This is a genomic window from Bradyrhizobium tropiciagri (assembly GCF_018130505.1).
Classification (GTDB): Bacteria; Pseudomonadota; Alphaproteobacteria; order Rhizobiales; family Xanthobacteraceae; genus Bradyrhizobium; species Bradyrhizobium tropiciagri_B.
The window spans coordinates 529,324-550,053 of the sequence record NZ_JAFCKH010000005.1; the positions used below are offsets into that span (position 1 = coordinate 529,324).

General features: G+C 65.4%; 22 protein-coding genes and 1 tRNA gene. 6 read left to right on the forward strand and 17 right to left on the reverse strand.

The window, feature by feature from the left end:
- Positions 1-23 precede the first annotated feature (23 nt).
- Together JQ633_RS16140 and JQ633_RS16145 are read left to right on the forward strand one after the other, a co-directional pair.
- The gene (locus JQ633_RS16140; RefSeq protein ID WP_211986015.1) at positions 24-431 is read left to right on the forward strand and encodes a F0F1 ATP synthase subunit epsilon; all 408 of its coding nucleotides are present in this window, start codon (positions 24-26) and stop codon (positions 429-431) included.
- A gap of 364 nt (positions 432-795) precedes the next feature.
- On the forward strand, positions 796-1,791 hold the full coding sequence (locus JQ633_RS16145) for an AraC family transcriptional regulator (RefSeq protein ID WP_211986016.1): 996 nt from the start codon (positions 796-798) through the stop codon (positions 1,789-1,791).
- On the opposite strand, the gene JQ633_RS16150 is transcribed toward JQ633_RS16145, so the two are convergent.
- The 12 genes from JQ633_RS16150 to JQ633_RS16205 form a co-directional block, all read right to left on the reverse strand.
- The gene (locus JQ633_RS16150; protein WP_211986017.1) at positions 1,737-2,249 is read right to left on the reverse strand and encodes an RNA pyrophosphohydrolase; all 513 of its coding nucleotides are present in this window, start codon (positions 2,247-2,249) and stop codon (positions 1,737-1,739) included. The two genes, JQ633_RS16145 and JQ633_RS16150, sit on opposite strands and share 55 nt — an antisense overlap.
- Before the next feature lie 220 nt (positions 2,250-2,469).
- Positions 2,470-2,973, reverse strand: coding sequence for an RNA pyrophosphohydrolase (locus tag JQ633_RS16155; RefSeq protein ID WP_211986018.1), 504 nt, complete (start codon positions 2,971-2,973; stop codon positions 2,470-2,472).
- 81 nt (positions 2,974-3,054) lie between these two features.
- Positions 3,055-4,281, reverse strand: a complete 1,227-nt coding sequence (locus JQ633_RS16160; RefSeq protein ID WP_211986019.1) for a divergent polysaccharide deacetylase family protein — start codon at positions 4,279-4,281, stop codon at positions 3,055-3,057.
- Between the two features lie 151 nt (positions 4,282-4,432).
- Positions 4,433-5,797, reverse strand: coding sequence for a S41 family peptidase (locus JQ633_RS16165; RefSeq protein ID WP_211986020.1), 1,365 nt, complete (start codon positions 5,795-5,797; stop codon positions 4,433-4,435).
- The gene (locus JQ633_RS16170; protein ID WP_433995655.1) at positions 5,794-7,185 is read right to left on the reverse strand and encodes a murein hydrolase activator EnvC family protein; all 1,392 of its coding nucleotides are present in this window, start codon (positions 7,183-7,185) and stop codon (positions 5,794-5,796) included. Before JQ633_RS16170 ends, JQ633_RS16165 begins: the two co-directional genes overlap by 4 nt.
- A gap of 38 nt (positions 7,186-7,223) precedes the next feature.
- Entirely contained in the window at positions 7,224-7,706 is a 483-nt protein-coding gene (rlmH, locus tag JQ633_RS16175) for a 23S rRNA (pseudouridine(1915)-N(3))-methyltransferase RlmH (RefSeq protein WP_211986081.1), read from the reverse strand.
- A 50-nt stretch (positions 7,707-7,756) separates the two neighbouring features.
- Complete coding sequence (gene rsfS, locus JQ633_RS16180) at positions 7,757-8,125, reverse strand: ribosome silencing factor (protein ID WP_211986082.1); 369 nt, start codon at positions 8,123-8,125, stop codon at positions 7,757-7,759.
- A gap of 186 nt (positions 8,126-8,311) precedes the next feature.
- Positions 8,312-8,935 (reverse strand): nicotinate-nucleotide adenylyltransferase, encoded by a 624-nt coding sequence (locus JQ633_RS16185; protein WP_211986083.1) that lies wholly within the window; start codon positions 8,933-8,935, stop codon positions 8,312-8,314.
- A 42-nt stretch (positions 8,936-8,977) separates the two neighbouring features.
- The gene (locus JQ633_RS16190) at positions 8,978-10,270 is read right to left on the reverse strand and encodes a glutamate-5-semialdehyde dehydrogenase (protein WP_211986022.1); all 1,293 of its coding nucleotides are present in this window, start codon (positions 10,268-10,270) and stop codon (positions 8,978-8,980) included.
- A gap of 114 nt (positions 10,271-10,384) precedes the next feature.
- Complete coding sequence (gene proB, locus JQ633_RS16195; RefSeq protein WP_211986023.1) at positions 10,385-11,527, reverse strand: glutamate 5-kinase; 1,143 nt, start codon at positions 11,525-11,527, stop codon at positions 10,385-10,387.
- Positions 11,528-11,595: 68 nt separating this feature from the next.
- On the reverse strand, positions 11,596-12,645 hold the full coding sequence (gene obgE / locus JQ633_RS16200; RefSeq protein WP_211986024.1) for a GTPase ObgE: 1,050 nt from the start codon (positions 12,643-12,645) through the stop codon (positions 11,596-11,598).
- Between the two features lie 101 nt (positions 12,646-12,746).
- On the reverse strand, positions 12,747-13,226 hold the full coding sequence (locus tag JQ633_RS16205; RefSeq protein ID WP_211986025.1) for a MaoC family dehydratase: 480 nt from the start codon (positions 13,224-13,226) through the stop codon (positions 12,747-12,749).
- Between the two features lie 164 nt (positions 13,227-13,390).
- Here JQ633_RS16205 and JQ633_RS16210 point away from each other — a divergent pair, with 164 nt between their 5' ends.
- Complete coding sequence (locus JQ633_RS16210) at positions 13,391-14,305, forward strand: DMT family transporter (protein WP_211986026.1); 915 nt, start codon at positions 13,391-13,393, stop codon at positions 14,303-14,305.
- Positions 14,306-14,400: 95 nt separating this feature from the next.
- On the opposite strand, the gene JQ633_RS16215 is transcribed toward JQ633_RS16210, so the two are convergent.
- From JQ633_RS16215 to JQ633_RS16230, 4 genes are all read right to left on the reverse strand, one after another.
- The gene (locus tag JQ633_RS16215) at positions 14,401-14,997 is read right to left on the reverse strand and encodes a GNAT family N-acetyltransferase (RefSeq protein ID WP_211986027.1); all 597 of its coding nucleotides are present in this window, start codon (positions 14,995-14,997) and stop codon (positions 14,401-14,403) included.
- A 171-nt stretch (positions 14,998-15,168) separates the two neighbouring features.
- The gene (rpmA, locus tag JQ633_RS16220; protein ID WP_211986028.1) at positions 15,169-15,438 is read right to left on the reverse strand and encodes a 50S ribosomal protein L27; all 270 of its coding nucleotides are present in this window, start codon (positions 15,436-15,438) and stop codon (positions 15,169-15,171) included.
- Positions 15,439-15,555: 117 nt separating this feature from the next.
- On the reverse strand, positions 15,556-15,936 hold the full coding sequence (gene rplU / locus JQ633_RS16225; RefSeq protein WP_211986029.1) for a 50S ribosomal protein L21: 381 nt from the start codon (positions 15,934-15,936) through the stop codon (positions 15,556-15,558).
- A 256-nt stretch (positions 15,937-16,192) separates the two neighbouring features.
- Entirely contained in the window at positions 16,193-17,143 is a 951-nt protein-coding gene (locus tag JQ633_RS16230) for a GlxA family transcriptional regulator (protein ID WP_211986030.1), read from the reverse strand.
- Positions 17,144-17,269: 126 nt separating this feature from the next.
- Here JQ633_RS16230 and JQ633_RS16235 point away from each other — a divergent pair, with 126 nt between their 5' ends.
- Complete coding sequence (locus JQ633_RS16235; protein ID WP_211986031.1) at positions 17,270-18,073, forward strand: SDR family NAD(P)-dependent oxidoreductase; 804 nt, start codon at positions 17,270-17,272, stop codon at positions 18,071-18,073.
- Between the two features lie 107 nt (positions 18,074-18,180).
- Complete coding sequence (locus JQ633_RS16240) at positions 18,181-19,329, forward strand: ROK family protein (RefSeq protein WP_211986032.1); 1,149 nt, start codon at positions 18,181-18,183, stop codon at positions 19,327-19,329.
- A gap of 207 nt (positions 19,330-19,536) precedes the next feature.
- Here the strand turns inward: JQ633_RS16240 and JQ633_RS16245 are convergent, their stop codons facing one another.
- On the reverse strand, positions 19,537-20,400 hold the full coding sequence (locus tag JQ633_RS16245; RefSeq protein WP_211986033.1) for an alpha/beta fold hydrolase: 864 nt from the start codon (positions 20,398-20,400) through the stop codon (positions 19,537-19,539).
- 214 nt (positions 20,401-20,614) lie between these two features.
- Here JQ633_RS16245 and JQ633_RS16250 point away from each other — a divergent pair.
- Positions 20,615-20,704, forward strand: a tRNA-Ser gene (locus JQ633_RS16250).
- Positions 20,705-20,730: the final 26 nt, after the last annotated feature.

Below are 20,730 nucleotides of genomic sequence, written 5' to 3' on the forward strand. Positions count from 1 at the left end.
ACAGCGCAAAGAACGGAAAGACCATGACCACCTTCCACTTCGATCTCGTCTCTCCCGAAAAGCTCGCCTTCTCCGGCGAGGTCGATCAGGTTGACGTTCCCGGCGTGGAAGGTGATTTCGGCGTGCTCGCCGGCCACGCGCCGGTCATCGCCACCATTCGTCCCGGCATCCTGACCATCACCGCCGCCGGCAAGCGCGAGAAGGTGATCGTGCTCGGTGGTCTCGCCGAAGTGTCGGACAAGGGCCTCACCGTGCTCGCCGACGTCGCGACCGCGATCGCCGATCTCGATCGCGCCACGTTCGCCGAGACGATCAAGGAAATGGAAGAGAAGCTCGCCGAGAAGGAGGGCTCGGAGCTCGACCACGCGATCGAGCGGCTCGACCACTTCAAGAGCATCCAGCACGAGGTCAACGCGACCGCGATGCACTAAAGCACGACGAGATGAGGACGAATCTCATCGCGCTTCAGTCTCTTGTTTGAGCATGATCTTTTCGGAAAACCGCTTCGCACTTTTCCGGATCATGCTTTAAGCGCGGCGACGATTCGCCGTCGCGCCTTGTGAAATCGCTCACAGTTTTTCCGGCTATCACCTACGAAAACTTGAACAATTCAGCGCTCGCCGACCCTGGCGGACGCTGAATGTTTATTGCCTCGGGGAACTTCTGACGGCATTGTGCCCCGGCGCATGATGGTTGCGGTGCGGGCGATTTGCGTCAGGCGCGAGATTGATTGCCGACTGGTCGCGGGCCGATCGCGGTCAGCCGCCTGGTTTTTCATGCAATGGACAGTGCCCCGTGCTGACGTTCTCCACCGACGCAATTCGTCCGGAAGACCGTTTCGATCATTGGTGCGAGGTGCGCGGCAAGGCGCTGTTCGGCGTGACCATCGAACTCGAACGCGAGAGGCGGCCGGATTTCCGCGGACGATTTTCCGCGACCCAGGTCGGCAATGCGGTGCTTGCCGAGATGCACGCGTCCTCCTATCGGGTCAGCCGGACATCGACGGACATTGCGCGCGTTCCCAGCAACAGCATGCATCTTGCCTGGCAGGTGCGTGGACCGGGCCACCTGAACATCGGCCGCGATCGCATCCAGCACGTGCGTAACGGCGATCTGGTGTTCGGCCACTCCAACCTTCCGTTCGCGTCGACGCCGGACCGCAGCGACGGCTTCCACTTCTACAGCCTCAAGATTCCGGTCACGACCGATCTCGTGCTCGGCACCAGGATTGAGGACGTGCCGCCGGTCACGCTGGCGCGCGATGCCGGCCTGACCCGGCTGCTGGGCGCGATGCTCCGCGCCATGACCCGCGAGCCGGCGCAGGCCGAGCGGTTCGCCGGCGACGTCACCCATATGGTGCGCCTCGCGCTGCTGGCGCGCGGACGGCTGCGGCCGCGGCAGGACGAAGTCCGTGCCGCGCTGCATGCGGGCTATCTCCACGCCGCTCGCGAGATATTGCTCCGCGACCTGCATCGTCCGACGCTGTCGCCGGCGCCGGTCGCGGCCGAGCTCGGCATTTCGCTCCGGCAATTGCACGCGCTGTTCGAGCCGACCGGGCTGTCGTTCGCGCGGACGCTGACGGCGGCAAGGTTGAAGGAAGCGAGGCGGCTGCTCAACACCATGCAGGAGCGCGGCATCGACGAGATCGCCTTCGCATGCGGCTTCGACAGTATCGCGACCTTCTATCGCGTGTTCCGGGCGACCTATGGCATGACGCCGGGCGAAGCGCGGCGCGGTCAGCTCGAAGACGCGCCGGCGAATCCGGCGAAATTGGCGGCGACCGCGCGATAGACGTCGCGGCGGAACGGCACCACGAGATCGGCGACACGGTCGAGGCGCTCCCAGCGCCATTGATCGAACTCGGCGGGCTGGCCGTTGCGCGGCGTCAGCGGGTCGATCTCGTCGTCGCGGCCGGTGTAGCGCAGCGCGAACCATTTCTGTCGCTGCCCGCGGAAGCGCGCCAGCCGATGCGAGGCCGGTCCGTCATAGGGCGGGAATTCGTAGGTGACCCAGTCGGTCTCGCCGAGATAATCGGCGCTGACGGCGCCGGTCTCCTCCCACAATTCGCGCATCACCGCCTGGCGCGGATCCTCGCCGGCATCGATGCCGCCTTGCGGCATCTGCCATTCGAGGCCGGGCAGGATGATCTCCGGCCCGTCATCCTTGAATCGGCGGCCGATCAGCACGCGTCCCGCGGCGTTGAACAGCGCGATGCCCACGTTCGGGCGATAGGGCTTTTCGTATGACATGACGGCGGGTCGCAATGACGATGGAGGGAGCACCGGACACAGCACGGCTGTTGCGTGGCGGCGGGGCGTTGCAGGATTTCGGAATAATGAAAAAATATCACTGAGTTGCCCGACGCGTCAAGCCGCTTTTCCGGGCGTCGCGGCAACGGCTACTTTGCATGGGGTTGTTTTCGCTGTTTTGCGATGCGCGACCTTTGCGTCGCCGCAAAGGCCTTGCAGGTCAGCTGCCGGCGAGACCCGCGAATTCCTTCACCACGCGCTCATAGACCGGGCGCTTGAACGGCACGATCAACTCCGGGAGATTCTGCATCGGCTCCCAGCGCCAGGTGATGAACTCTGCCTTGTGGCCGCCGCCGGGGTGCGCGACGTTGATCTCGTTCTCCTTGCCGGTGAAGCGCAGCGCGAACCACTTCTGCCGCTGGCCGCGATAGCGGCCCTTCCAGGCGCGGCCGGCGACGGTGCGCGGGATGTCGTAGATCAGCCAGTCCGAGACCTCGCCGAGCTTCTCCACCGACTTGATGCTGGTTTCCTCATAGAGCTCGCGCTTGGCGGCCTGGAACGTGTCCTCGCCGGGATCGACGCCGCCTTGCGGCATCTGCCAGACATGGGCTTCGTCGACATGCTCGATGCCGCCGGCGCGGCGCCCGATGAAGACCAGCCCAGCGGGATTGAGCAGCATGATGCCGACACAGGTTCGATAGGGCAGGTCTTCGTAACGTGCCATGCCGCCGCTACCTCGCGAGTCCTGGGGCTAGCCCGACCCGGCCCCCCGGCAAGGTCGGAAGTCGCACCAACGGATTGATCTTTAGCTCGATTTTGATTTCAGCATCGCCGTTGTCAATGGCACAAGCATGATGCCTTTGGAGTCCAGTGTCTTGATCCACGCGCCGAGCCGCTCGATCGAGACCGGCAGCGCCGAGGCGACGCCCACGGCCGTGCCGCGCTCCTTGGCGAGGGTCTCCAGCTTGACCAGGGTGCGGTCGATCTCCGCCGAGGTCGGCACCGCGTCGATGGTGAAATCGGCCTTGGCGAACGGCATGCCCTGCGCCGACGCCAGCGACTGGGCGACGCTGCGCGGGGTGGAACCGTCGTCGAAATAACCGAGGCCGCGCTTGGCGGCGTCGCGGATGATCGGCTGCATCACCGGGTCGCTGGCGATGAAGCGGGCGCCCATGAAGTTGGCGATCCCGGCATAGCCCTGCAGGCGGCTGAGGTGCCAGTAGAAGCGGTCGAGGTTCTGCTCGGCGCCGAGCGTCGTCAGCAGCGTCTGCGGCCCCGGATCATTGTCGGGATAGTCAAACGGTTCCATCGGGATCTGCAGCAGGATCTCGTGGCGCTGGGCCCGGGCGCGCTCGGCCAGCTTGCCGGGGTCGGCGCCATAGGGCGTGAACGCCAGCGTCACGGCCGGCGGCAACTTCATGATGGCATCGGCCGTCTTGGCCGCGCCGACACCGAGGCCGCCGAGCACGATGGCCACCACGGGCGTCCTGGCGGCCTTGGTGCGGTCGGCATCGGCCGCATAGGCCGTGAAGGGCTTCAAGCCGTCGGCTACCACCGGGATCATGCCGTAGCGCGATTTCTCCAGCAGCCGCGGGTCGACACCGGTCATCGCGGCGACGGGTGCGGGGCTGTCGCCATCGGCCTTGCCGGTGCCGTCGGCGGCACCGATCACGACGTCCTGACGCTTGCCGCTGGAGCCGTCGATGATGGTGACGGTCTTGGCATCGCTCTTTGCGTCGACGGCCGCAGCGGGCGCCTTGGCGGCAGCCTTGGCCGCTTCGGCTGGGGCAGCCGGGGCGTGGCTGTCCGGCGTCGTCGCGGCGGGTGAAGCCTTGCGGAGCGCAATATGCGCGACCGGCTCGCCGCCCAGCGGATTGTCGTTGAACAGCACGACGCCGACGAAGCCGACCAGCACAAGCCCGAGCAGCACGGCAAGCGCCTGCATCGCCGTGAACGGCAGGCGGTACCGGCGCGTCTTGCCTGTCCTCTTTTGCCCAAGCGGCGTGCTGAGCTCGTCGGCCGCCTCTGTCATGACCCTCCCCGAATCAATAGCGCGAACGATACCACGATGCGGCCCGGTCCCGCGCGCTGTGCACGCCATGGTGCGGTGCCGACAGCGCCGGCTCCACAAACAAAAAGGGCGGCCCGAGGGCCGCCCTTTTCGCAAAACGAATCAGGCCGGATCAGTTCGCAGCCTTGGCCGGCTTGTCGACCGCGGCCTTGTCGCGGGCGGCGTCCGGCCCCGGCGTCGCGCTCGAGGTCGACTTGATGCCGTGCAGCAGGTCGTCGGCCATCTTCAGCGCCTTGTCGTCCTTGGCATCCGGCGGCACGTAGGACTGCGAACCGGTCTTCTCGTCGCCGTCCGACTTCAGGTGGCCGCGCAGCGAGGCCTCGCCCTTGGTGTCGGTGCGCGCCTTCAGCTCGTCCGGCACGTCCTGCAGCACCTCGATGTCGGGCACGATGCCCTTGGCCTGGATCGACTTGCCCGACGGCGTGTAGTAGCGCGCGGTGGTCAGGCGCAGCGCGCCGTTACCCGAGCCGAGCGGGATGATGGTCTGCACCGAGCCCTTGCCGAACGAGCGGGTGCCGACCAGCGTCGCCCGCTTGTGGTCCTGCAGCGCGCCGGCGACGATTTCGGACGCCGATGCCGAGCCGCCGTTGATCAGCACGATGACCGGCTTGCCCTTGGTCAGGTCGCCCGCATGGGCGGCGCGGCGCTGAGTCTCCTCGGCGTTGCGGCCACGGGTCGACACGATCTCGCCGCGCTCGAGGAACGAATCGGAGACCGTCACCGCCTCTTCGAGCAACCCGCCCGGGTTGTTGCGGAGGTCGATGATGTAGCCCTTCAGCTTGTCGCCGATCTGGCTCGAGAGATTGGCGATCTCCTTCTTCAAGCCTTCGGTGGTCTGCTCGTTGAAGGTGGTGATACGGATGTAGGCGATGTCGTCGGCCTCGACGCGCGCGCGCACCGAGCGGACCCGGATGTTGTCGCGCACCAACGTGACTTCGATCGGATTGTCCTGGCCCTTGCGGACGATCTTGAGCTTGATCTTGGTGTTGACCGGACCGCGCATCTTCTCGACGGCCTGGTTCAGCGTCAGGCCCTGCACCGCCTCGTCGTCGAGCGTGGTGATGATGTCGTTGGCCATGATGCCGGCCTTCGAAGCCGGGGTATCGTCGATCGGCGAGACGACCTTGATCAGCCCGTCTTCCATCGTGACCTCGATGCCGAGGCCGCCGAACTCGCCGCGGGTCTGCACCTGCATGTCGCGGAAGCTCTTGGCATCCATGTAGCTCGAATGCGGATCGAGGCCGGACAGCATGCCCGAGATCGCAGACTCGACCAGCTTCGAATCGTCCGGCTTCTCGACATAGTCGCTGCGCACGCGCTCGAACACGTCGCCGAACAGATTGAGCTGGCGGTAGGTGTCGGAGGTCGCGGCGCGGGCGCTCGATCCCATCAGCACAGCGCGGGGCTGCGTGACGAACAGCGTCAGGGCCGCGCCGGTGGCGGCGCTAAGGAGAATTACAGAAGTCTTGCGCATCATCCGCGAACCTTTTCGCCTTCATTTGCGGCCCACCATGGGCCTGGATCGATTGGAGTGCCGTCTTTGCGGAACTCGACATAGAGCACTGGCTGGCTCGCACTGGTCGCGAAAATAGATGCGACTTGGGATGTCGAACCCATGGTCGCGACCGGCTCCCCCGTAAGTACAAACTGGCCGATGTTTACCGAAATACGCTCCATCCCGGCGATCAGGACATGATACCCGCCCCCGGCATTCAGGATCAAGAGTTGTCCGTAGCTGCGGAAAGGACCGGCGTAAACAACCCAGCCGTCACACGGGGTTGTGACCTGCGCGCCCGGCTTGGCTGCCAAAGAAATGCCTTTTTGTACGCCGCCGACCCCGTCGGAACCGCCAAAATCGCGAATCTTGGTGCCATTCACGGGGAACGCGAACAGGCCCTTGGCCGAGGCGAAGGCGACCGCCGGGCTCAACCGCGCCGGGTCCTTGAAGGCCCCCAGATTCGGCTTGCCGTTAACCGTAGCGGGCGCCCCCTGGAGATTCGCGGTCGCGGCGGCCTTGGCCGCGCTCTTGAGGTCCTGCTCCATCTTGGCGATCAGGCCCTGCAGGTCGGTGACCTGCTTCGACAGCGCGATCGCGCGGGCGCCTTCCGCCTCCATGTCCTTTTCTGCGGCGCTCTGCTGCCGCTGCCGCTCGTCGACCAGTGCCGCGAGGCGGGTCTGGTCCTCAGTGAGTTTGTCGCGATCCCGCGCCAGCACATCGCGTTCGCTGGCGATGGTCTTGCGTAGCGTGACCAGCTCGCCGAGGTCGGTCGCGAGCTTCTCGGCGCGGCCGCGCAATTCCGGCACCACCGCGCCGAGCAGCATCGCGGTGCGCAGCGACTGCAGTGCGTCCTCGGGCCGCACCAATAGCGCCGGAGGCGTGCGTCGGCCTGCGCGCTGCAGTGCGGCCAGCACTTCGATGACTTCGGCGCGGCGCGAATCGAGCGAGGTGCGGATCTGACGCTCGCGGCCGTCGAGCGGCTGAAGCCGCGCCTCGGCGTCGGCGATCCGGGTCTCGACGCCGCGCACCTGGCCTGCGATGTCGATCAGCTGCTGATTGAGCTTGCTGCGGTCCTGGCCGATCGCGGCGATGTCGGCCTTCAGCTTCTCCTGCAGCTCGGTCGCCTTGCGCTGCTGCTCGCGCGCCGCCTCGAGCTCCTGCTCGCGCTGCTTGATCGCATCCTGCGATGCCGGGTCAGCCGTAGCCTGTTGTGCCGGCGGCGCGACTGATGGCGCCGGTGGCGTCGCTTGCGCATGCAGCGGCGTTGCCGAACACGCGGCGATCGCCATCGACAAGGCCAGCGTCACCTTTCGCCAGCCGCGAGGTGCGGGGCCGGATTCCGAAAGCATGTCGCGCTTGTGCTGCATCCGAGTTGGTTAGCGCTTTCGACGCTGCGTCACCGCGTTCACGCGCGGTGATAGGGGTGGCCGGCCAGAATGGTGGCGGCCCGATAGATCTGTTCCAGAAGCATGACGCGGACCATTTGATGCGGCCAGGTCGCGGAGCCGAATGCGATGCGCAGTGACGCCTTGCGCTGCAATTCCGGCGAAAGTCCGTCCGCGCCGCCGATCACGAACACAGTATTTGCGATTCCCTCGTCGCGCCAGCGGCCGAGTTGTCCGGCAAAGCTTGCGCTGTCGACGCTTTTGCCGCGCTCGTCGAGCGCCACGAGCATGTGCTTGTCCGGCATCAGCGCCGAGATCGCCGCTGCCTCTTCGGCGATGCGCGCGCCAGTGTCGCGCGCGCGACTTTCCGCGATCTCGTGAATGTCGAGGCCGCGAAACCCGAGCTTGCGGCCGATATCGTCGAAGCGCTCGCGGTAACGCTCGGCGAGCTCCCGTTCAGGGCCCTGTTTCAGCCGGCCGATGCAGATCACAACAAGACGCATCAACGCAGACTAGCTGCGCTGCCGCCGATTCGCATCGGCTTCGGTTCGCCTTAGACCGCAGCGACCGCCGGGTTCTGAGTCCACAATCTCTCGAGATTGTAGAACTCGCGCACCTCCGGGCGGAACACGTGCACGATCACCTCGCCGGAATCGATCAGCACCCAGTCGCAATTGGGCAAGCCCTCGACGTGGATGTTCTTGACCCCGTTTTCCTTCAGGCTCTTCGTCACATTTTCCGCGATCGCGCCGACGTGCCGGTTGGCCCGGCCCGAGGTGACGATCATGTAATCGGAATATGCGGATTTGCCGCGAAGGTCGATGGTGACCGTCTCTTCCGCCTTCATATCCTCGAGGCGGGAGAGGATCAGGCTCAGCCTCTTGTCGGCGTCCGGTTTGTCGGCATCCGGTTGCGCCTGCAAGGCCGCGGTTTTCGTCGATGTTTTACGCGCAGTCTTTGGAACCTTGGGTAAAACAGACTTGGACAATACAGATGTGGCCAGGGACCATTCCTTTCACTGTATCGCGGGTGCCGAATCCTCGGCCCCTCGGACCATATTACGCATGTGGGGTTAATGGTTTCAATATTCCAGTAACCCTTTTGCGCTTCACGCCGTCCTCCAGCTCCCGTCCGGGTTCCGCAGTCCGGTCGAAGACAGATTGGATTTCATTCCTGTCAGGAAAACCCAAGCCGGCGCGCGCTGGTCGGCCAGCCGCCTTGCCTGGTTTTCGGGCATGCGATAGCGCGCGAGTGCCTGCGCCGCCGGTGCGGCAAGGGCGCGAAAGCTTTGAGGTGGTCGGTCGATCACGGCCATCGGCACATCGGACGCGATGCGGCGCCAGTCTTTCCAGCGATGGAATTGCGCGAGATTGTCAGCGCCCATGATCCAGACGAAGTGCACGCCGGAGACACGGCGGCGCAAGTGGATGATCGTGTCGACAGTGTAGCGCGTACCGATGACAGCTTCGAGACATGAGATGTCGATGCGCGGATCGTCGGCAACGCGTCGCGCGGCATCGGCGCGCTCGGCAAGCGCGTGCAGGCCGTCGTGGTTCTTCAGCGGATTGCCCGGCGTCAGCAGCCACCAGACGCGGTCGAGCTGCAGGCGCTTGAGCGCGAACTGGCTGATGGCGCGGTGCGCGGCGTGCGGCGGATTGAATGAACCGCCGAGCAATCCGATGCGCATGCCGTTGGTGTAGAACGGCAGTGCCTGGGCCGCGGAGAGCGGCACGGTGGAAGCTTGCTGCAAGGGTCTACCGTGCACGGGCGTTGATCACGGCCGCGTCTGCCCGGTGCCGTGGACGCGGTATTTGAAGCTCGTCAGCTGCTCGGCGCCGACCGGGCCGCGGGCGTGAAATTTGCCGGTGGCGATGCCGATCTCGGCGCCGAAGCCGAACTCGCCGCCATCGGCGAACTGGGTCGAGGCGTTGTGCAGCACGATCGCGGAGTCGACCTCGTTGAGGAATCGTTGCGCGGCGGCGGTATCCTCCGTCACGATCGCATCGGTGTGATGCGAGCCGTGATTCTGGATATGCGCGATCGCCGCATCGAGGTCGTCGACGATCTTCGCCGAGATGATCGCGTCCTCATATTCGGTGTCCCAGTCCTCGTCGGATGCCGGCTTCACCCTGGCGTCGGCGCCTTGCACGACGTCGTCGCCGCGCACCTCGCAACCGGCCTCGATCAACAGCTCGACCAGCGGCTTCAGCTTGGTCGCGGCAGCGTTGCGATCGATCAGCAAAGTCTCGACGGCGCCGCAGACTCCCGGACGGCGCATCTTGGCGTTGAGCACGACCGACTTGGCCATCTCGAGCTTCGCGCTGGCATCGACATAGATGTGGTTGACGCCCTCGAGGTGCGCGAACACCGGAACGCGTGCCTCCGTCTCGACACGCGAGACCAGGCTCTTGCCGCCGCGTGGCACGATCACGTCGATGCCGCCGTTCAATCCCGTCAGCATCAGGCCGACCGCCGCACGATCGCGCGTCGGCACCAGGGTGATCGCGGCTTCAGGCAGGCCGGCTTCACGCAGGCCCTGCACCAGGCAATCATGAATCGCGCGGCAGGAGCGGAAACTGTCGGAGCCGCCGCGCAGGATCACGGCGTTGCCGGCCTTCAGGCACAGCACGCCGGCATCGGCGGCGACATTGGGACGGCTCTCGAAGATCACGCCGATGACGCCGAGCGGCACGCGCACGCGTTCGATGGTCATGCCGTTCGGACGCTGCCAGCTCTCGGTGACGGCGCCGACCGGATCGACGATCTCGCGCACGGTCGCAACACCATCGGCCATGCCGTCGACCCGCGCCTGCGTCAGGGTCAGGCGGTCGACGAAGGCGGACGTCATGCCGGCGGCACGCGCCTCTGCGACATCCTCGGCATTGGCGGCAAGGATGTCAGGCGCATTGGCGCGGATCGCACGCTCGATCGCAGACAGCGCCCGGTTCTTCTGCTCCGGCGGCGCCAGCGCCAGCACGCGCGCGGCAGCACGCGCCTTGGCGGCGAGGTCGGTCATCAGGGCGGCGAGATCGGCGTTACCGTCGATCGCCTTCAGGGGCGCGGTCATGGAAGTCCCAGCTTTGGTATTAAGGCCATGTACTAGCATGGCAATTGAGAGGTGGCGAGGTACGGAACCGGCATGGCAGGTGGGCGGGCCGGCTGCCGGCCGTTGGTCAACGGCTTATTTGGCCGGGATTGCCCCGGCCGGGCCGACCACGAGGTCATCGCGGTGGATCATCTCGGACCGGCCGCTGGTGCCCAGAATCGCCATCACGTCCGGCGAGGAGCGGCCCCTGATCCGCTCGGCGTCCTCGGCGTCATAGGCGACGAGGCCACGGCCGATCTCATGGGTATCCGGGCCACGAACCACCACAGCGTCGCCGCGGGCGAACTGGCCGTCGACCCTGATGACGCCGGCCGGCAGCAGGCTCTTGCCGGCGCGCAGCGCTGCGACGGCACCGGCGTCGATGGTCAGCGTGCCCTTCGGCTCCAGCGAGCCGGCGATCCAGCGCTTGCGCGCAGTGACGGGATTGGCCGGGGTCAGGAACCAGGTGCAGCGGCCGCCGTCGGCGATCGCGGCCAGCGGATGCTCGATCTTGCCTGAGGCGATCAGCATATGCGTGCCGGCGGTGGTCGCGATCTTGGCGGCTTCGATCTTTGTGTACATGCCACCGCGCGACAGCTCGGATTCGGCGGCACCCGCCATCGCCTCGATTTCGGAGGTCACGCTCTCGACGATCGGGATCAGCTTCGCGTCCGGATTGGCCGAAGGGGGAGCGGTGTAGAGGCCGTCGATGTCGGACAACAGGATCAGCAGGTCCGCGCTCGCCATGGTGGCGACGCGGGCGGCGAGGCGGTCGTTGTCGCCGTAACGAATCTCGTTGGTGGCGACGGTGTCGTTCTCGTTGATCACGGGCACCACGCGCCAGTCCAGTAGCTTGGCGATCGTCGAGCGTGCGTTGAGATAGCGGCGCCGCTCTTCCGTGTCCTGCAACGTCACCAGGATCTGCCCGGCGCCGATGCCGTGATGGCCGAGCACCTCCGACCAGATCCGCGCCAGCGCGATCTGGCCGACCGCCGCGGCGGCCTGGCTCTCCTCGAGCTTCAGCGGCCCGCGCGGCAATTTCAGGCGGCTGCGGCCGAGCGCGATCGAGCCCGACGACACCACCAGCACCTCGCGGCCGTCCTTGTGCAGTTTGGCGATGTCATCGACCAGTGCCGCGAGCCACGTAGCGCGTACCTCACCGGCCTGCGAATCCACCAGCAGTGACGAGCCGACCTTGACGACGATGCGGCGAAAATTCTTGAGCGCGGGGCGTTTCATGGGCTTGGTCTAGCGGGACGGTGGAAGCAATACGCGCCACGATGTGGCTTGGGAAGGCCGGAGGGCGGTCAACCCTGCGGCACCGGCGTCGCCCACGGCTCCGTCTGACCCTTGGCCTTGTTGGAGACCGGCGCTTCGCCGATCACATCGACCAGCGCGCGAAGCGCCTCCTGCACGCCTTCGCCGGTAACGCCCGAGAGCAGTAGCGGCGTCTTCTTCGCCGCCCGCTTCAAGCGGTCCTTCTGCTTCTTCAATTCGTCCGGCGCGACCGCGTCGATCTTGTTCAGCGCGACGATCTCGACCTTGTCGGCTAGCTGGCCTTCATAGGCCTCGAGCTCGGTGCGCACCGTCTTGTAGGCCTTGCCGGCATGCTCGCAGGTGGCATCGATCAGGTGCAGCAGCACGCGGCAGCGCTCGACATGGCCGAGGAAGCGGTCGCCGAGGCCGGCGCCTTCATGCGCGCCCTCGATCAGGCCCGGGATGTCGGCGAGCACGAATTCGCGGCCGCCGACATCGACCACGCCGAGCTGCGGATGCAGCGTGGTGAACGGATAGTCGGCGATCTTCGGCCGCGCGGCGCTCACCACTGAGAGGAAGGTCGATTTGCCGGCGTTGGGCAGGCCGACGAGGCCGGCATCGGCGATCAGCTTCAGCCGCAGCCAGATCCAGCGCTCCTCACCCGGCGCGCCGGGATTGGCGTTGCGCGGCGCGCGGTTGGTGGAGGACTTGAAATGCGCGTTGCCGAAGCCGCCATTGCCGCCCTTGGCGAGCACGAACTTCTCGCCGAGCTCGGTGAAGTCGTGCAACAGCGTCTCGCGGTCCTCGTCGAACACCTGGGTGCCGACCGGCACCTTCAGCACGATCGACTTGCCGTTGGCGCCATGGCGGTCCTTGCCCATGCCATTGCCGCCCTTCTGGGCCTTGAAGTGCTGCTGGTAGCGGTAGTCGATCAGCGTGTTGAGGCCGTCGACGGATTCGATGATGACCTCGCCGCCGCGGCCGCCATTGCCGCCGGACGGGCCGCCGAACTCGATGAACTTCTCGCGCCGGAACGCGACGCAGCCGTTGCCGCCGTCGCCCGAGCGAATATAGACCTTGGCTTCATCGAGAAATTTCATGATGTCCACTAATTAGGGCAGGGGGGCCGCTGCGGCAACCCGGAAGCGCCCTGAACTCGGCGAAAAGCCTTAATTTTCGGCCTTTTTTGAGGCCTTGGCGGCTATGCGGGCCGCCGCCGCACGAGGAATTTCTGCATGCCTTCCAGCACCAGCTCGCGGCGCTGGTTGTGCACGGTCGAGCGCAGGGTCACGACGCCGGTGCTGCGGCCGGGGACGAGCTCGATTACTTCAAGCGCGGGGTAGATGGTGTCGCCGGCATAGACCGGTTTGAGGAACTTGCTGGACTGTTCGAGGAAGCCGATCAGCGACTCCTCGACGACATAGGGGAACAGGCCCGCGCCGGGCGCGGTGTGGACCAGCGTCTGGAAGCCGTGCGCCAGCAGGTCGGGCATGCCGCGCGTCCGGCAATATTCGACGTCATAGTGGATCGGATGGGTGTCGCCGCTCGCGGTCTGGAACGCCGCGAACACCGCCGAGGTCTGGGTCCGGCTCGGAATCACGAAACGCTCGCCGAGCACGAAATCCTCGAACCAGCGCTGTGCGGGGACCATGCGATGCTGGGCGGGGTCGAACTCGGTCATGCGGCGTTTCCTGCTCTGTTCTTGAAATGCTGACCTACCGGTAGCGTAGGCGCCGCACTGCGACAATTGGTTCGATTTGGCCCCGTGGGGTTGTCCTGCCCGGCCACGCCGCTAAAACCGGCAGCAAGACCAGCCCGATTCACGCCTGGCGACAACAAGAGCACATGAGCCTGTTCGCAAAGCTGTCCTCCTATGACGATCGGTCCGCACGGCTCGCCGGCATCGGGCTGATGCTGCTGTCGATCTTCATGTTCTCGTTCGGCGATGCGATGGGCAAGTTCATCGTCGCGACCTATTCGGTCGGCCAGCTCTTGTGGCTGCGCGCCTGCGCGGCGCTGCTCGTGCTGCTGCCGATCGTCTGGAAACGGCGCGCGGATTTCCTGCATCTGGAGCGGCCGTGGCTGCAATTGCTGCGGGTCACGCTGTCGACGCTGGAGGTCGCCGCGTTCTTTCTCGCAACGGTCTATCTGCCGCTCGCCGACGTCATTACCTATTACCTGGCCGGGCCGATCTTCGTCACCGCGATGTCGGGCCTCGTGCTCGGCGAGCATATCGGCTGGCGGCGCTGGACCGCGATCCTGGTCGGCTTCTGCGGGGTGCTGATCGCGCTCCGGCCGTCGGCGCAGACGATCAGCTGGCCGGCGATGATCGCGCTGGGCGGCAGCTTGTCGTTTGCCGTGTTGATGCTGATCACCCGCTCGCTGCGCGATACGCCTGATATCGTGCTGGCGACGACACAGTTCGGCGGCACGTTCATCCTGGGTGCGGTGCTGTCGCCGTTCGGCTGGGTGACGCCGTCGGCCGGCAGCCTCACGCTGTTCTTCGCCGCCGGCATCATCTCGGTGGCCGCGCTGCTCTGCGTCAACCGCTCACTGAAGCTCGCGCCGGCCAGCGTCGTCGTGCCGTATCAGTATTCGATGATCGTCTGGGCGGTGATCTTCGGCTTCGTGGTGTTCGGCGACGTGCCGTCCTGGGCCACCATCGTCGGCGCCGCGATCATCATCGCCGCCGGCCTCTACATCTTCATCCGCGAGCAGCAGCTCGGCCGCGCGGATCCGGCGGTGAATCCGCCGGCGTAGCTTCGTAGGGTGGGCAAAGCGAAGCGTGCCCGCCCTTCTGGCTCAGTGCGCGGGAAGGTGGGTGCGCTTTGCCCACACTACGCAGTTTGCGTGCTTCACGCATTCCGCCGGATCGAGTTGTTCCAACTCTTCAGCGAGGCCCAGACGCTGCGCGACAGGCGGAAGCAGTCGACCGGGGTCGATGATCCCAGCGCCTCGAAGCGGTGCAGCTCGACGCCGCTCCACTGGAAGCCGCACTTCTCGAGGATGTTGCGCGACGACGGGTTGGCGACGCGGGCGCCCGAGATCAACTGGTCGAGGTCGAACTCCTCGAAGAAATAGTCAATCACCGCGCGCGCGGCCTCGGTGCCGAAACCTTGACCCCAATGGTCGAAGCCGAGCCAATAGCCCAGTTCTGCCGTGGTCTCCTCGCGCCAGTCGATACCGACCATGCCGATCGGCGTGTGATTGTTCTCGATCAGGAACACCGTCTCGCGACCGCCGTCGGCCACCGCGCGCACGAAATCGATGGCGTCGTCCTGGGTATAGGGATGCGGCAGGCGGCGGGTGTTCTCCGCGATGCGGCGATCATTGGCGAGTCGTGCAATTGCTTTTACGTCCGCGAGCGTCGGCTTGCGCAATGTCAGCCGTTCGGTCTCGAGGACGCATGCTCTTGCCTCGCGCAAGGTCGGCGTCGGGATGTCCTGCAACATGTCGAGCTCCTGTGATGCGAAATAAATGATACGCAACGCTTGGAACGCTACGCGTGGTCGAACTGGAACACGCGCAACAAAAAAGGGAGGCCGGTTATCCCGCCTCCCCTTGGAGCCCTTTGCGACTCCACCGGTTCAACAGGACCCGGCGGACTCGTGTATGTCCACCGTCTATTCGGCCGCCTCCGCCACCGGAATAACCGATACGAAAGTGCGGCCGTTGGCTTTGGCGCGGAACTCGACATGACCCTCGATCTTGGCGAAGAGAGTATGGTCGGTGCCCATGCCGACATTAAGGCCGGGATGCCAGGTGGTGCCGCGCTGACGCGCGATGATGTTTCCAGGGATTACCAGCTCGCCGCCGAACGCCTTGACGCCAAGGCGCTTGCCCTTGGAATCACGTCCGTTGCGCGATGAACCGCCTGCTTTTTTGTGAGCCATGGCTCGTCTCCAAAATTCGCTTTGATCTCTAGATCAATTCCTTGACGGAATCATTTCACGTTTTGTCACGCTTCAACTCTTGCCGCGTGACGATCACTTGTTCTCGCGTCCGGCGCCTTACTCGGCGGCCTCGGCGGGAGCAGCGACCTTTTCCTTCTTCGGCCGCGGGCCGATGGTCGGCTTGGCGTTATCGGCGAGGATCTCGGTGATGCGAAGCACCGTGAGCTCGTCGCGATAACCGCGCTTGCGGCGTGAATTCTTGCGGCGACGCTTCTTGAACGCGATCACCTTGGGGCGGCGCTTGTGGTCCAGCACTTCGGCTGCGACGGACGCGCCTGCCACGGTGGGCATTCCCAGCACCGGCGTGTCGCTGCCGAGCACCAGAACTTCGTTAAGCTGCACGATCGTGCCGACATCGCCGGCGATCTTGCCAATCTCGAGTACATCATTCGGAACGACGCGGTACTGCCGGCCGCCGGTTTTGATGACTGCGAACATCGTTTGATTCCTTCGTGTTCGATTCCGGCCTCGGACGGTTCGCCCGGGTCGGCTTTTTGTTCAGTCGCTATGGGTTCAGATTTTCGCGCGAAGGGAACGAATTCCCAAAACGGCTCGCGCAAAAACAAGCGGCGCGAGAAATCCTCGCGCCGGATGAAGCGGACTTATAGTCGCAAACCGCGGAGAGTCAAGGTAAAGCAGGGCAAAACCCGGCCAAAAATGAATGGTTTGGCATGATTTTAGCCCGGATTTGCCGTTAGGCCGGCGTCTGCGCGGCCGCCCTGGCGTGCCGGCGGATGGTCTGCGGCGGCTGGCCCAGCACCCGCAGAAATGCCCGCCGCATCCGCTCGCGGTCGGCAAAACCGGTCTCGCCCGCAATCTCGTCCATCGAATGGCGGCCGTCGCCGATCAGTTCGCGCGCGGCCTCGACCCGTAGATGCTCGATCGCCTTGGCCGGCGACTGGCCGGTCTCGGCGCGGAAGGCGCGGCTGAACTGGCGCGGGCTGAGCCGCGCCACGCCGGCCAGTTCCTCGACCGACAGCTCGTTCCGCAGATGCGCCTTGGCGTAGTTCAGTGCGTCCTGGATGCGGTCGGATTTCGGGTCGAGCTCGAGCAACGCGGAGAACTGCGACTGCCCGCCGGTGCGGCGGTGATAGACCACGAGCTTGCGCGCGACCGATCGGGCCACCTCGACGCCGAGATCGTGCTCGACCATCGCCAGCGCCAGATCGATCGTCGCGGTCATGCCGGCCGAGGTCCAGATCGGTCCGTCGATGATGTAGATGCGGTCCTGCTCGACCTTGAGCTTCGGGAAGCGCGCCTGCAATTCAGCGGCGAATTGCCAGTGCGTGGAGACGCGCCGGCCGTCGAGCAGGCCGGCTTCAGCCAGCGAGAAGGCGCCGATGCAGGGCGCGGCGATCCGCTGCGATGCCGTCATGGCGCGGCGGATATAGCCGGTCAGTTTTGGCGACGCCGGATGCAACTCATGGCCGGCTCCGACGAACAGCGTGTCGAAGCTGCGCTCGCCAAAGGCCTGCGTTTCGACGTTGAAGCCGGCGGATGAGCGCACCGGGCCGCCATCCTCGGACAGCAGCGTCACCTCATAGAACGGCTCGCCTGCGATCAGATTGGCGATCTCGAAGGCGGTGATGGCGCTGAAGCCCATCACCTGGAAGCCCGGGAAAACGACGAAGCCGATTTGCTGCATGGAACCCTCCGGCGATACCTCTATGTCTTAAAAAGGTGTATATATGACATTTGAGACATGCAAGGGGGGCTGTAGAACCTGAACCAACGGCCAAGAACGGCCGTCCGGGTCAAACAGGAGACCAACATGACCAAGTCAGCCAAAGGCACGGCGCTCGTCACCGGCGCGTCGTCCGGAATCGGTGCCATCTACGCGGACCGGCTCGCACGGCGTGGCTACGATCTGATCCTCGTCGCACGCAACCGCGAGCGCCTCGATGGGCTCGCGAAGCAGCTTGCGAAGGAGACAGGCCGAGCGATCGAGATCGTCGCCGCCGACCTCGGCAAGCGCGAGGACCTCGCGCGGATCGAGGCCATTCTGCGCAGCAATGCCGGCATCACCATGCTGGTGAACAATGCCGGCGTCGGGGCCACAGCGCCGCTGCTCGCCTCCGACGTCGACAAGATGAGCGACATGATCGCGCTCAATGTCAGCGCGCTGATGCGCCTGACCTACGCGGCTGTGCCGGGATTCGTTGCGCGCGGCGGCGGTACCGTCGTCAACATCGCCTCGATCGTCGGCGTCGCGCCGGAAATGCTCAACGGCGTCTACGGCGGCAGCAAGGCCTTCGTGCTGGCGCTGACGCAGTCGCTGCAACACGAGTTGAAGGACAAGAACATCCGAGTTCAGGCGGTGCTGCCGGGTGCCACGGCCACCGAGTTCTGGGGCATCGCCGGCACGCCGGTCGAGCATCTGCCGGGTGAGATCGTGATGAAGGCCGAAGACATGGTCGATGCCGCGCTTGCCGGCCTCGATCAGGGCGAGGTCGTCACCGTGCCGTCGCTGCCTGACCTTGCCGATTGGCAGGCTTATGAGGCCGCCCGCCAGAAGCTGATGCCGAATCTGTCGCGCAGCACGCCGGCGGCGCGCTACGGAAGCAAGGCCGCCTGATATCTCGGAGAAAATTGCGTCCCGCGCCGGCCAAAGCGCCGCAGCGCGGGACGCAACCATTTGAGTTCCCGTCCGTTAACGAGTGAACCTCAAGGCGGGCAGGGCGAATGGCTGAAGAATCGGGACTGACCACGGGCATCGCGCACCACGGTGCCGCACGGCTGCCGTCTGTCGATATCGACAGCTTCAATGTCGAGCTGAAGGACGACGAGGGCTTTCTCGGCGACCGCGCCTCCAAGGGTGCGTTCCGCAAAATCCTCGATCGCTGGCGCAAGCCGCTGCGCCAATCGGGCGAGGACCCGTTCGGCGACGAGCCATCGGACAAGATCAGCAAGAAGACGCTGGATGCGATGCTGGTGGGAGACGACACCGAGGCGTCCGCGGTGGTGCACAGCGCGATCGAGGAGTTCGCGCAGGAGCTCGCCTATGTGACGCGGCGCTTTCTCAACACCAAGGCCTGGGCCAAGACCGAGCGCATCGTGGTCGGCGGCGGCTTTCGCGACAGCCGGCTCGGCGAGCTCGCCATCGCGCGGACCGAGATCATCCTGAAGTCAGAGGATTTCAAGGTCGACATGGTGCCGATCCGGTTTCATCCCGACGAAGCCGGTCTGATCGGGACGTTGCATCTGGCGCCGTCCTGGATCTTCGAGGCGCATGACGGCATGCTCGCGGTCGATATCGGCGGCACCAACATTCGCTGCGGCGTGGTCGAGACGCGCTGGAAGAAGGCGCCGGACCTGTCCAAGGCGTCGGTGTGGAAATCGGACCTCTGGCGCCACGCCGACGACGAGCCGACGCGCGAAGGCGCGGTGAAGCGGCTGGTGAAGATGCTCAAGGATCTGATTGCCGCCGCCGAAGCCGAGGGCCTGAAGCTCGCGCCTTTCATCGGCATCTCCTGTCCCGGCGTGATCAACGAGGACGGCTCGATCGAGAAGGGCGCGCAGAATCTGCCGGGCAATTGGGAGAGCAGCAAGTTCAACCTGCCGGCGAGTCTGGTCGAGGCGATCCCGCAGATCGGCGGTCATGACACCGCGATCGTGATGCATAATGACGGCGTGGCGCAGGGGCTCGCCGAGGTCCCGTTCATGCAGGACGTCGCGCGCTGGGGCGTGCTGACGATCGGCACCGGCCTCGGCAACGCCCGCTACACCAATCGCCGGAAGGACAACGGCAAGGACGAGAAGAAGACCAGGAACGGCGACGACGGCGAGAAGAGCGAAAAGAAGGCAAAAAAGGCCAAGAAAGCCGATGCGTGAGTTGCCCGCCGTCAATCTCTCGGGCACCCACCCGGTAAGGTTGACAGGTTAGGTTAAGATCGGCTTCGCGTTGCCGTTTCGATGGTGGCCGCTACGGTGAGCCATGTCGCTCCGCCGACCGGCGAAGCCGCACTTCCCGGCCGGCAATATTGAGAAGCGGCACGGGACCGCCAGTTTTTTGTCGCGTCCTGGCGGTCCCACCCTTCTCTATCTCCAGTTGATGCGCGCAAAGAACCCGGCGATCTCGGCGGCCGCACGGTCCGGATCCTCGCGATGCGGGAAATGTCCGGCATCGCCGAACATCGCAAGATCGAGGTTGGTGAAGGTCTCGCTCAGCCGGTCGGTCCAGGCATAGGGAAACAGCGGATCGTGCTCGGCCCAGCGGACGCAGGTCGGCGCGGTGATCGGCGGCAGCTTCGGCGCTTCGCCCTGCATCATCTTCACGCGCGCCGCATGCGCCGCGCGGTAATGCGCAAAGCCGCCGGCGAGGTTGCCGGGCTTGAAGAAATTGTCGGCAAAATCATCCAGCACGTCGTCGAACGCCGCCTTGCGATGCGACCAGTTGCGCAGGAAGTGCCCGATATAGGTCCGGCAGCTCTCGTGCGTCGCTCCCACCAGCGCCGGCGCCATCTCCATCTGGTGGAACGACTGGTACCAGATGTGATTCAGCCGGTCCGGCGCCGCCATCCGCGGGCCGATGCCCGGATAGACGAAATCGAAGAAGAACAGCCCGGCGATCCGCGGCGGCGCCTTGCGCGCCAGCGGCTGCATCACCGCGCCGCCGACATCGTGGCCGACCACGCCGGCCGCGTCGATGCCGAGCGCATCCAGCAGCGCCAGCATGTCGTCGGTATGTTGATCGGGGCCGTAGGGGCCCTCGGGCTTGTCGCTGTCGCCGAAGCCGCGCAGGTCGGGCGCGATCAGGGTGAAACGGTCGGCCAGCCGCGTCATCACCGGCTTCCAGGTCAGCCAGAATTCCGGCCAGCCGTGCAACAGGAGCAACGGCTTGCCGCTCCCGATCCGCGCGACGTGGAACGCGGCGCCGTTGGCCCGGATCGTGAGATGCTCCATAGCTCCGCTCCCTGTTCAGGCGGCTAGCCGGCCGCCGATCAGGCCGCAGCCACACCGCTAGCACTTTGTTTCCGCGTACTTTCTTCGGCAGTCGCGACAGCCGTGCCGTCCGATGGATGCCGTGGCGGAAATATTATTGCAGCGCCTTGTCTGTCCCGCCATCCTCGCCTAGAACACGCCCCGACCGCGGGTGGCGCAAATCACCCGGTCCACCGGAGAGGTGGCAGAGTGGTTGAATGCACCGCACTCGAAATGCGGCATAGGTGCAAGCCTATCGGGGGTTCGAATCCCTCCCTCTCCGCCACCCTTCGCCCTCGCGGGCTACGGGTG